The 12,257-nt window shown below is 43.9% G+C and carries 12 protein-coding genes and 1 riboswitch; of the genes, 6 read left to right on the plus strand and 6 right to left on the minus strand.

The window, feature by feature from the left end; genetic code table 11:
* The first annotated feature begins 3 nt into the window (after positions 1-3).
* On the plus strand, positions 4-276 hold the full coding sequence (locus F907_RS01390) for an oxidative damage protection protein (RefSeq protein ID WP_005278388.1): 273 nt from the start codon (positions 4-6) through the stop codon (positions 274-276).
* A gap of 295 nt (positions 277-571) precedes the next feature.
* Here F907_RS01390 and phoU read toward each other — a convergent pair whose 3' ends face one another.
* Entirely contained in the window at positions 572-1,294 is a 723-nt protein-coding gene (gene phoU, locus F907_RS01385) for a phosphate signaling complex protein PhoU (RefSeq protein ID WP_004773981.1), read from the minus strand.
* 146 nt (positions 1,295-1,440) lie between these two features.
* Positions 1,441-1,561, plus strand: a riboswitch (TPP riboswitch).
* Between the two features lie 84 nt (positions 1,562-1,645).
* On the opposite strand from phoU, the gene thiC reads away from it, so the two are divergent.
* The 5 genes from thiC to gluQRS all read left to right on the plus strand — a co-directional run bounded on the left by thiC (position 1,646) and on the right by gluQRS (position 6,707).
* The gene (gene thiC / locus F907_RS01380) at positions 1,646-3,541 is read left to right on the plus strand and encodes a phosphomethylpyrimidine synthase ThiC (RefSeq protein WP_016653262.1); all 1,896 of its coding nucleotides are present in this window, start codon (positions 1,646-1,648) and stop codon (positions 3,539-3,541) included.
* Between the two features lie 75 nt (positions 3,542-3,616).
* On the plus strand, positions 3,617-4,228 hold the full coding sequence (locus tag F907_RS01375; protein WP_005278384.1) for an NUDIX domain-containing protein: 612 nt from the start codon (positions 3,617-3,619) through the stop codon (positions 4,226-4,228).
* 22 nt (positions 4,229-4,250) lie between these two features.
* Positions 4,251-5,066 (plus strand): 3',5'-cyclic-AMP phosphodiesterase, encoded by an 816-nt coding sequence (gene cpdA / locus F907_RS01370; RefSeq protein WP_005278382.1) that lies wholly within the window; start codon positions 4,251-4,253, stop codon positions 5,064-5,066.
* 189 nt (positions 5,067-5,255) lie between these two features.
* Positions 5,256-5,786, plus strand: a complete 531-nt coding sequence (gene dksA / locus F907_RS01365) for an RNA polymerase-binding protein DksA (RefSeq protein WP_016653263.1) — start codon at positions 5,256-5,258, stop codon at positions 5,784-5,786.
* A gap of 12 nt (positions 5,787-5,798) precedes the next feature.
* Complete coding sequence (gene gluQRS, locus F907_RS01360) at positions 5,799-6,707, plus strand: tRNA glutamyl-Q(34) synthetase GluQRS (protein WP_016653264.1); 909 nt, start codon at positions 5,799-5,801, stop codon at positions 6,705-6,707.
* Positions 6,708-6,757: 50 nt separating this feature from the next.
* Here the strand turns inward: gluQRS and ftsW are convergent, their stop codons facing one another.
* The 5 genes from ftsW to F907_RS01335 all read right to left on the minus strand — a co-directional run bounded on the left by ftsW (position 6,758) and on the right by F907_RS01335 (position 12,100).
* Complete coding sequence (ftsW, locus tag F907_RS01355; protein ID WP_005240208.1) at positions 6,758-7,951, minus strand: putative lipid II flippase FtsW; 1,194 nt, start codon at positions 7,949-7,951, stop codon at positions 6,758-6,760.
* 10 nt (positions 7,952-7,961) lie between these two features.
* Complete coding sequence (murD, locus tag F907_RS01350; protein WP_016653265.1) at positions 7,962-9,320, minus strand: UDP-N-acetylmuramoyl-L-alanine--D-glutamate ligase; 1,359 nt, start codon at positions 9,318-9,320, stop codon at positions 7,962-7,964.
* Between the two features lie 360 nt (positions 9,321-9,680).
* Positions 9,681-9,932: a DUF6587 family protein gene (locus tag F907_RS01345; RefSeq protein ID WP_005278371.1), complete on the minus strand. Its 252-nt coding sequence runs from the start codon at positions 9,930-9,932 to the stop codon at positions 9,681-9,683.
* Between the two features lie 54 nt (positions 9,933-9,986).
* Positions 9,987-11,843, minus strand: a complete 1,857-nt coding sequence (feoB, locus tag F907_RS01340) for a ferrous iron transporter B (RefSeq protein WP_016653266.1) — start codon at positions 11,841-11,843, stop codon at positions 9,987-9,989.
* Entirely contained in the window at positions 11,840-12,100 is a 261-nt protein-coding gene (locus F907_RS01335) for a FeoA family protein (protein WP_004656347.1), read from the minus strand. Before F907_RS01335 ends, feoB begins: the two co-directional genes overlap by 4 nt.
* Positions 12,101-12,257 lie beyond the last annotated feature (157 nt).

Consider the following 12,257-nt stretch of genomic DNA (forward strand, 5'->3'; position numbering starts at 1 on the left):
ACAATGACTAGACAAGTATTTTGCCGTAAATACAAACAAGAACTTGAAGGTTTAGACTTTGCCCCGTTCCCGGGAGCCAAGGGCCAAGAGTTCTTTGAAACGGTTTCGAAACAGGCATGGCAGGAATGGTTAAAACACCAAACTACGCTAATTAATGAAAAACGCTTAAACGTGTTTGAACCGGATGCGAAAAAGTTTCTTGAAGAACAGCGTGAGAAGTTTTTCAACAACGATGAAAGCGTAGAAAAAGCGGAAGGCTGGACTGAAGAGAAATAAGCAGTCCCATCTAAGCTTACGATAAAAAAGAGAGCTGTTTTCAGCTCTCTTTTTACGTGATATTTACATAAGTAATAAAGCCTTACAGAGTATACACAGTTGTCTACATGACACATCCATCAGCTCGACCTATAGTTGTATCCAGAAGGACAAAGAGATACGTTGATATCTCACGTAACGCATGATATTTCTCTCCCAGACTTTCCCCCGAAGTCTGGGATTTTTTTATTTGTATGGTCTATAAATAAAAAAACCACCCAATCTTGGGTGGTCTAAAGTTATTTTATTTTTACCATTATTTCTGATGTACTTTCTGTTCAATTTCTTCGATGCTGGTATGACGTACATCCATCCCTTTGGCCATATAAATCACTTGCTCTGAAATATTACGGGCATGATCGCCAATACGTTCTAATGAGCGCAACACCCACATGACATTAATCACACGTGAAATATGACGAGGATCCTCAATCATATACGTCATTAAAGTACGTGTCGCCGATTGATATTCACGGTCAATATCGACATCTGCCATTACCACTTTTAACGCTTGTTCAACATCTAAACGGGCAAATGCATCTAATGCATCATGAATCATGACACGAACCTGATTGCCAATATGGCGTGTTTCCATATAACCACGTGGCGACTCACCTTCTTCACATAGGTTTTGTGCGATACGGGCAATTTTTGCAGCTTCATCACCGATACGTTCTAAATCCGTATTGGCTTTACTCATCGCAATCACCATACGCAAATCAATCGCGGCAGGATGACGGCGCGCAAGAATCAAGGTTAAACCTTCATCAATATCACGCTCAAACTGATTGACCGCATTGTCTTTAAACTGGACATCTATCGCTAAATTAGCATCTGTGTCTAATAAAGCATGAATTGAGTTAGCAACTTGCTGCTCTACCAATCCACCCATGGTCATAAACTTGGTATGCACATCTTGCAAGTCCTCATTAAATTGTGAAGAAATATGATGACTTAACACAGGATTGCTTGGGCTCACAGTAGGCCTCCACTAGACACATGGAAAAATGATTGGTGATTAAAACACAGGAATGATGAAAGTTTTATGACAATAGCATGGATTTAGTGCTTGTAGATTGGTGTGAATTGATATCACAAAAAAACAAAAATCTGTTAGTCTAAATACCTAGCTTGACGGAGCGCAGTTAACCAACTGCTGAGATTATCTTAATCACGTGATTTAAAGATGAGTACCGTTGAACCTGATCAGGTTAACACCTGCGTAGGAATCAAGCCCAGCAAAAACTTAGCCTTTATTTATCATAGAGATAAATCCGCCATTGTTTTTGGTCGTGCTTGATTCGTTAATGCCATACATAAGGATCATGCCATGAACCAATTAACGAATCTTTCCCCTGCTGACATTTCTGCTCAACATGAGCAAGCTGCAAAAGATTTAACCCGTATTTTACCTGCATCCCGTAAGGTTTATGTAGAAGGTTCTCGCCCTGATATTCAAGTGCCTTTCCGTGAAATCAGCTTAACCGAAACACCGACAGGCTTAGGTGGTGAGCATAACCCGCCAGTCATGGTCTATGACACTTCAGGGGCGTATACCGATCCGAATGTACAGATTGACTTAAACAACGGCTTGCCTTTAGTTCGTCAAACATGGATTGAAGAACGCCAAGATACCGATGTACTTTCTGGTCTTAGTTCTGCGTTTGGTCAAGCACGTTTGAAAGACATTCGCACTGCTGACATTCGTTTTGCTCATATTCAAAACCCACGCCGCGCACAAGCTGGTAAAAACGTGACGCAAATGCATTATGCCAAGCAAGGCGTCATTACCCCTGAAATGGAATATATTGCCATTCGTGAAAACCAGCGCCAAGGCGAAGGCGTGGATATGCGTCAACATGCAGGTCAAAACTTCGGTGCGCAGAATTTAACCGAAATTACCCCTGAGTTTGTACGTCAGGAAATCGCTGCAGGTCGTGCCATTATCCCTGCCAACATTAATCACCCAGAATGCGAACCCATGATTATTGGCCGTAACTTCCTGGTGAAGATTAATGCCAATATCGGCAACTCTGCGCTCGGTTCATCCATTGATGAAGAAGTGGCAAAAATGACGTGGGCAACCCGTTGGGGGGCTGACACCATCATGGACTTATCCACTGGTAAGAACATCCATGAAACCCGCGAATGGATCATCCGTAACTCCCCTGTGCCGATCGGGACTGTCCCGATCTATCAAGCTTTAGAAAAAGTCGATGGCGTAGCGGAAGACCTCACTTGGGACATCTTTAAAGACACCCTGATTGAACAGGCCGAACAAGGCGTAGATTATTTCACCATTCATGCTGGGGTATTACTGCGTTATGTACCTATGACAGCGAACCGTTTAACAGGGATTGTTTCTCGTGGCGGTTCGATTATGGCGCAATGGTGTTTAGCGCATCATCAAGAAAACTTTCTATACACCCATTTTGATGAAATCTGCGAAATCATGAAAGCCTATGACGTATCCTTCAGTTTAGGTGATGGTCTACGTCCAGGCTGTGTACAAGATGCCAATGATGAAGCGCAGTTTAGTGAACTAAAAACCCTAGGCGAACTCACCCATCGCGCTTGGGAACACGATGTGCAAGTCATGATTGAAGGTCCGGGGCATGTGCCAATGCATATGATTAAGGAAAATATGGATCTGCAACTTGAAGTCTGTAAAGAAGCACCGTTCTATACGCTTGGACCACTGACCACTGATATCGCACCCGGTTATGACCATATTACTTCTGCGATTGGGGCAGCAATGATTGGTTGGTACGGTACGGCGATGCTATGTTACGTCACACCCAAAGAGCATTTAGGCTTACCGAATAAGAAAGACGTGAAAGATGGCATCATCACCTATAAGATTGCTGCGCATGCCGCTGATTTGGCCAAAGGTCATCCGGGTGCACAAGTACGTGATAATGCCTTATCTAAAGCACGTTTTGAATTCCGTTGGGATGATCAGTTCAATTTAAGCCTAGACCCAGATACAGCACGTAGCATGCATGATGAAACGCTGCCGAAAGAAGCCCATAAATCGGCACATTTCTGTTCCATGTGCGGACCAAAATTCTGCTCCATGAAAATCACCCAGAATGTGCGAGATTATGCGCAAAATCAACACAATGCCAAGCAGTCAAATGAAGCTGAAACAGAAGTTGAAGCAGGTCTCAATGCAATGAAAACCGCTTATCAGGAACATGGTCAAAAATTGTACCACAAAGTGTAAATCGACTAAAAAAAGATTTTCCTGCGAATCATTCTCGGTTAGGATGAGATATGTACAATCTCATCCTGATTGAAGATGACTATTCTTGACCACGCCAGCTACTCAGCAACCGACGTTACGATAGAATCTCGAGAGCCTCTATTTCGAGGGTTTATTCAAGTTGAGAAAGTGAGTTTAAAACATCGGTTATTTTACCGAGAAGATTATTCAACCTTAATTCAACGTGAATTGGTTCATCGTCCAGAAGCTGCGGGCGTTTTACTTTATAATGACCAACAACAACGTTTTGCATTGATTGAACAATTTCGTGTCGGCGCGTTGAATGATCCTGTTTCCCCATGGCAACTTGAGATCATTGCAGGGGTACTCGATGGAGATGAATCTCCTGAAAACTGTATCCGTCGTGAAAGTCTCGAAGAATCAGGCTGTGAGATCACGGAATTAAAACATTTATTTAGCTTCTACCCTTCTGCTGGTGCATGCTCTGAATTTTTTCATTTATATGTTGCAGAAGTTAATTTACCAAAGGACGGGGGCATTTTTGGGATGCCAGATGAGGGTGAAAATATTCAACTCCATCTATTTGATTATTCCGCATTAGAAGCATTATTAAATAACGGGCGGTTGAGAAACGCACCTGTAATCATGGCATTGCAGTGGCTGTCTCAACATATACAACAAAGATAAAAATCTGAAGGGGCTAAAGACGGTGACTTTCCAAGTCTCATCATTATCGCAACAAGATTTTGTGATGATACAGATTACTGATACACATTTACTCGAGTATCCCCATTTAGAATTTGTCGGCATGCAGCCCGAACAAAGTTTTCATGCTGTAATCGACTTGATGCGCCAACAACATCCTCATATTGACCTGATTGTACACACGGGTGACTTGGCGCAATCACCAACCCCTTTAACCTATAACCGCTATGTCCAGCATATGCAAAGTTTGGGAATCCCTTTTTTTCAGACGCCAGGCAATCATGACGATGTCACACATTTCCCATTTCATGAAACAGATCAGACCCAACCAACGGTGATTGAATTAGGGCAATGGTGCATTATCTTATTGAATAGTGCACAGCCCAAGCGTATTGACGGTAAAATTGCTGAGCAACAATTACAGCAACTCACCCAATTGTTGATACAGCACCCTGATCGTCATGTGATTATTGCTTGTCACCACCATCCTTTTGCCATGCAGTCAGCATGGATTGATCAGCACAAACTTAAAAATACATCCGACTTGCTGGAAACAATTCAGCCCTTCTGCAATGTCAAAGCAATTGTCTGTGGTCATGTGCATCAAGATTCGATCAATACATGGCAAGGCGTTGAGTTCTTATCAACGCCATCCACCTGCATCCAGTTCAAACCCAAAAGCGACAAGTTCGCACTCGACGAAGAGCACCCAGGCTATCGTTTAATTCGTCTGAAAGCCAATGGTGAACTGGAAACTCAGGTCTATCGCCTGCCGACTTCACAGCGAATGAATAGTTCTGAAGTTTTGGGATATGACTAAACTTTTGATTACAAATTACATTGTCGAATTCTCACAAAATCTGGGCGAGAATGACTACCATCTTGCTCAAAAACTCTATATGATGTCGACCCTTGATGGAAAAAACCATCTCAGGTTTCTATAAAAACACTTGCATATCACCATATTTTTTGCGTATAGATAGTACGTGTAAGATGAGGAATGCCCTATATGGCGAATGACAACCAAAATCAAGTCTTGGACGAACAGACAGAAGTGCTCGACGATTTAAAATCGGCGAAACGTGTACGTAAAACCAAACCGAAGACTTCAGAAGGTGGTACAACTGCGAGCTTATTTGGTATTGCACCATATCAGCCGAAGAAAAATGAAGAATATATGTCTGAAGGACAACTTGTGCATTTCCGCCAAATTTTGAATGCATGGAAAGCAGAGTTAATGTCTGAAGTTGATCGTACTTTGAATACCATGCAAGACGAATCAAGCGCATTGCCTGATGTTAACGACCGAGCAACTCAAGAAGAAGAGTTTGCGATTGAACTCCGTACACGTGACCGTGAGCGTAAACTCATTCGTAAAATCGAACAATCGATTGAAGCCATTCAAAACGAAGACTATGGTTTTTGTGAAACGTGTGGTATCGAGATTGGCTTACGTCGTTTAGAAGCTCGCCCAACTGCGACTTTATGTATCGATTGCAAAACTTTGGCTGAAATCAAAGAAAAGCAAAACAACGGCTAATTTTTGACAACCGTGTTGAGCCATGAAGCGAAGCAAAGCGATGCTTTGCTTAATCGCTGCTCATATGTGGGTCGGTTTGCGCCATCGCCAACCGGCCCCTTGCATTTTGGCTCCCTGCTCACCGCAGTGGCCAGTTATTGCGACGCCAAAGCCAATCTAGGCCAATGGCTGGTTCGGATTGAAGATACCGATATCCCCCGCATTTATCCCAATAGCGAAACGCATATTCTCTCATGTCTCGATGCCTTTCAATTTGAGCCCGATGCAGAGATTATTTTTCAAAAAGATCGTTTTGAGATCTATGAACAGGTGCTTGAGCAACTCAAGCAATTCGATGCGATTTATGCCTGCCAATGTACCCGTAAAATGTTGGGTTCCAATCATATCTATGCCGGAACCTGCCGCGATTTAAATTTAGAGTTTACTGATCAAGCCATTCGTTTAAAAGTTTCCGATCAATTGATTTGCTTCGAAGATCGCTTGCAAGGTCTGCAATGTTCTAATTTACAGCAAGATCTGGGTGATTTCGTCTTGAAACGTCGTGATGGCATTATTAGCTATCAATTGGCCGTGGTGGTCGATGATGATCTGCAAGGTATCACCCACGTCGTACGCGGTGCGGATTTACTCGACAATACCGCTCGGCAAATCTGGCTGGGTTCTTTACTTGGGTATCCAAGTTTGAGCTATATGCATTTACCACTCGCCATGAATGAGCAAGGGCAAAAGCTGTCTAAACAAAATTTGGCACTGGCATTGGATATCAAGCAAGCACCGCAGCTGCTACAACAAGCCATTTTAGCTTTGGGTCAGCCCGCTGTTGAACTTGATCAACCTCGAATCATGCTGCAACAAGCCGTACAACAATGGGATATTCGCTTGATCCCGACTGGGGTGTATCTCTCTGGAACCTATTTATAAACAATAAAAAAGCCCTGTATAACGACAGGGCTTTCTCCATCTTAATTTCCTTAGAAATTCGATTCTTCTTTCACTGGGTTCAACTCTTGCGTTGATGCATCAATTTTTAAAATCAAACTAATCATCGCTGCACACATCATCAGAGACGTCCCTCCATAACTAATGAAAGGCAGAGTCAAACCTTTGGTTGGCATTAAGCCCATGTTCATACCCGCATTAACCAAGATTTGCATGAGGAAAATAATACTAATGCCGTAGGCTAAATAACCAGCACGTAAATAATTATGCTGTAAAGCACGATGACCAATACGAATACAGCAAGCCAGCATGGTAAAGGACAGCAGCATCACCACCGTCACACCAAAGAAACCGAACTCTTCCCCTAAAACCGCCAGCATAAAGTCGGTATGGGCTTCGGGCAAATAAGAAAGCTTCTGTACGCTATGCCCCAAGCCAGTTCCAAACCATTCACCACGACCAAAGGCCATCAAGGCATTGGAAAGCTGATAACCAACCCCCAATGGATCAGCCCATGGGTTGGTAAATGAAATCAAACGCTGGAAACGGAACGGTTCAAAGATAATCAGTGCACTGACACCTGCAAAGATCGCACCCAACATAATCAAGAACTGCGTGGCAGGTGCCCCCGCCAAGAAGAATACCCCCACCATCATTAACACGATAACGACGGTTGCCCCCAAGTCAGGCTCAGCCACGATAAAACCCACGGTTAAAGCCATCACACCACTCAGACGCAATAAACCTTTCCAGTGCGTTCTCACCTCTTTAGCACGGCGTACCACATAATCTGCAGTGAAAATCGCCATCACAATCTTGGCAATTTCAGTCGGCTGCAAGGTAAAACCACCGACCTTGATCCAACGATGCGCCCCGTTCACTTCGGAGCCTACCACCAACACCGCTAATAGCAACACAATGGTAATTAGCCATAATGGAAAGGCATTTTTAAACCACAGATTCAATGACACCCGATACGTCAGGAATGCAACCACCGCTGCCACGACAATTGAAATGCCGTGACGAATCAGGAAATAAAATGGGCTTTCATGAATATATTCCGCATAGGGCATTGAAGCCGATGCCACCATGACCGAACCGAAACACAGTAATGCAATCACACAAAAGATCAGAATATTTCGTGCCGTCATTTCTGCGGGCAGCTTGGGCAAACGATTGAGCAATTGCGAAATCTTTTGCACCGTATTTGGGGCTAAATCCGCCATAATTCTGTTCCTAGTTGTTCTTGTCATTCAACGCATGGACGCATGCCACGAATTGCTGTCCACGATCATTGTAACTTTTAAACATATCAAAGCTGGCACACGCTGGTGAGAGCAATACTACATCTTCAGCTTGCGTATTTTTCTGTGCTAATGCCACCGCTTCTTTTAAACCCTGTGCATGCTGAATGGCTGTCGCACCCTGAATCGCTTGCTCAATCACCGCTGCATCTTCACCAATCAAAATAACAGATTTCACATATTTCTGAATGGCATCACGCAAAGGTTTAAAGTCTTGACCTTTGCCTTGACCACCTAAAATCAAAGCCAGCTTACCTTTTTTCACTTCAATGGCTACCCCCAAGCCATCAATCGCGGCCAGGGTTGCACCGACATTGGTACCTTTAGAATCATTGTAATAGCGCACACCATCAATTGTGTCGACATACTCGCAACGATGTTCCAAGCCTTTAAAATGCTTTAAGGTTTCTAGCATAGATACCGTTGGCAAACCAATCGCCTCACCCAATGCCAAACACGCCAAAGCATTGGCAACATTGTGCATGCCTTGAATATACATCTCAGAGGTCTTAAGTAAACGCTCACGGCCACGCGCTAACCACATGCTGCCATCCGCATCGCGCAACACGCCGTATTGATTTAGATCTGGGGCATTCAAACCAAAGCTTTGCATCGCTGTAGCATCAGGGACTAAAGGGCGACTCAGGTTGTCATCACGGTTATACACCACTTTTTTCACGCCTTGGAAAATACGGTGTTTGGCCTTGTGATAGCCCAACATATCACCATGACGATCCAGATGGTCTTCACTCATATTCAACACCACAGCAACCTCTGCATTCAAATGTGATGTGGTTTCAAGTTGAAAACTTGATAGCTCTAAAATCAGTAGTTCTGGCTTGTCTTTGAGTAAATCCAATGCAGGACGTCCGAGATTCCCCCCCACAGCAACCTTTTTACCCGCCTCTTGCGCCATCAACCCCATTAAGGTGGTGACGGTGCTTTTTGCATTTGAGCCTGTAATTGCAATAATTGGCACGTCTGTCGCGCGGCGTAATAATTGAATATCGCCAACCACTGGAATGCCTTTTTCAATCGCTTGCTGAATTTCCGGAAGTTGAGGTGCAAGACCCGGGCTGAGAATGATTTCTTCTGCTTGTAATAACAGTTCCGTATCTAATTTGCCAAAGCTGGTACGTACAGTTGAAGGAATTTGATCATGCCCCGGTGGGGTCGCACGCGAGTCTGTTACTGCAACTTGGTAGCCTTGCTCATGCAGAAAGTTGACCGCCGACACCCCCGAAATTCCCAAGCCAGCCACAACTTTCAACCCGCCACGCTGTATTAACATTTTTGCCCCATTTTTTGCAGATCACAGAATGGCAAAAATGTTAGCACTTTACTGTTTTAAATGCTTTTTCAGTTTTAGTTTTATTCAATCTTTTTTGTGTCAGTGCGTAAAAGCTTAAATCTATCTCAAAAAGCGAATCCCCCTAAACCACTGGCTTAAATCCCTCTTGCTGGCATTTAAATTCAGCTCTCTCGCGGTAGGCATAGATGTTGCAAGACGAGAGGGTTCGATAAAACGATGTCAGCAATCGCCGCAAGGCCAATACAATCAATTGGTGTCTAAGCTGAATGATTTTTATGAAGCTAGCTTTTTCTTATTCCAAAAAAATTGCCCATCAAATGATGGGCAATCTTCTTAATATTAACGCCATTTGACCGTTTGAATGGTTTCTGGCTTTTTGGTTTCAGCCTCATCGGTTGAACAACCGCAGCCTCCACCACAACCCACTGCCATTTTAGGTTTTAACCACGTTGCCAAACGTTGCCAACCTAAACGCTGGCAAAGGTTTGACAGAGCTAGAAATGCTGAACTTGCTGTTTGAGGAAACACCTTCTTAAAGACTACAACAGCACTCCACAGCACCAATACAGCAACAATCAAGTACTCAAACATAAGCTTCTCTCCAATAGTACCCTCCCTTTTACAAAGGGAGGTGAGGTGGAATTCTTAGCCCCAAATGCGTGATGCAATTTGGTAAGTGAAGAACGACATTAAATAAGCCAAACCAAACAGATATACCGTCATGACGGCTACATGTTTCCATGAACCAGTTTCACGGCGTACGGTTGCTAAAGTGGCTAAACAATGGGGCGCGTAGATAAACCAAACCAATAATGACAAGCCTGTTGCTAACGACCAACCCGAGCCATCCGCACTGATCAGATGCGTCAAACCTTGTGCAACGGCATCATCATCTGCTCCTGATAAGGCATAGACTGTGCCCAAAGCAGCAACTACAACTTCACGTGCCGCCATGGCTGGAATCAATGCCACTACAATTTGCCAGTTAAAACCTAAGGGCGCAAAAATTGGATGTAATAAATGTCCAAGCATCCCCGCCAGACTATAATCAATCGCAGGTTGTGTCGCCCCCTCAGGTGCTTGCGGGAAAGTACACAAGAACCAGAGAATGACCGTCAACGCCACAATAATGCCACCAACACGACGTAAGAAGATTTTTGCGCGCTCTAATAGACCGATTGCAACACTTCTCATATCCGGGAAACGGTAACTTGGTAACTCCATCAGCAACGCATGCTGGGTTTTGTCTTTTTGCAAAAACTTCATCACAAATGCAACACATAGCGCACTGACAATGCCGCCCATGTATAAACCAAACAGTACAAGGCCTTGTAAATTGAAAATACCCAGTACGGTTTCACTTGGAATAAATGCACCAATCAACAGGGCATAAACAGGTAAGCGCGCAGAACAGGTCATCAGCGGTGCAACCATGATCGTGGTAAAACGATCACGTGGATCACTGATACTACGGGTTGCCATAATCCCTGGAATTGCACAGGCAAAACTTGATAACAACGGGATAAAAGAACGACCACTTAACCCCGCTTTAAACATTAACTTATCCAGTAAGAATGCTGCACGAGGTAGATAACCAGATTCTTCTAGAACCAGAATAAAGAAGAATAAAATTAAGATTTGCGGTAAGAACGCAATCACGGTTCCTGCACCAGCCAGCACACCATCAACCAATAAACTTTGTAGTACAGGGTGACTGATTGTTTCCGTCAACCATTCGCCCAACCATGGCACTACACCATCTTCGATTGCGCCCTTAAATGGTTCAGCCCATGAAAACACCGCTTGGAAAACGATAAACATCATGATCGCCAGACTCAACAAGCCCAACACTGGATGTAAAAAAATCTTGTCCAGAAAATCGGTACGCTTGTCTTCCTGATCAACAAAGTTCACCACATCTTTAAAAATCACTTCAATTTTTTGATGTGAACTGCCCGCCAGACCACTGAGTTCAGTCTGAGGAACCGAGTACTTGCCTTGGTCAAGGGCATGCAATAAGTTTTCGATACCCGAACTACGTACGGCAACCGTTTCAACCACAGGTACGCCAAGGCGCTCAGAAAGCTTTTGCGTATTGATCTGGATACCACGGCGACGCGCCTCATCCATCATGTTCAACACAACAAGGATCGGACGACCCAACTCAATAATTTCCAGCACCAAACCAAGATGTAGTTTTAAGTTGGTTGCATCCACGACACACAAAAAGGCATCTTGCTGCCCTTCTTCCACAATTTTACCTTGGCAAACATCACGGGTAATTTCTTCATCAGGACTGGTCGCCTGAAGGCTGTAGGTTCCTGGTAAATCCAGAACACGTACTGCTTTTCCAGAAGGAAGCTGAAAATGCCCGACTTTACGTTCAACGGTGACACCCGCATAGTTGGCAACTTTTTGGCGTGTACCGGTTAAGTGGTTAAATAAAGATGTCTTACCACAGTTTGGATTTCCCACAAGGGCAACACGTAACGCATCACTCATGCAGGTGCTCCTTCAAGTTGAATTTCAATTTTATCCGCTTCCGCTTTTCGTAACGCAAAACGCGTAAAACCGAGCTGGATTAGAATCGGATCTCCACCAAATATCCCCTTGGTAATCACCTGTACTTGCGTACCTGGCACAAAGCCTAAACTCTCTAAACGAACTGCAACTAAATCTGGCTGTTCTGTCTCATCGACCACGCGATTGACTTTGGTAATCATCGCTGTTTGCTTGACTTTTAATGCTGACAATCGCACCGCTTCTAACCCTTAACCCTTTTTTACTAGTATACAAGCAAATGAGAATAATTACCAAAACCAATCTCAGTGGCATTTACTTCTGTGACAGATCGACAACAATTCATTTTTCTTTTACAGTGCAAGGCAATCAAAATAAATTACGGCGCCACTCGCC

Origin of the sequence: Acinetobacter colistiniresistens (genome assembly GCF_000413935.1) — a bacterium.
GTDB lineage: Bacteria > Pseudomonadota > Gammaproteobacteria > Pseudomonadales > Moraxellaceae > Acinetobacter > Acinetobacter colistiniresistens.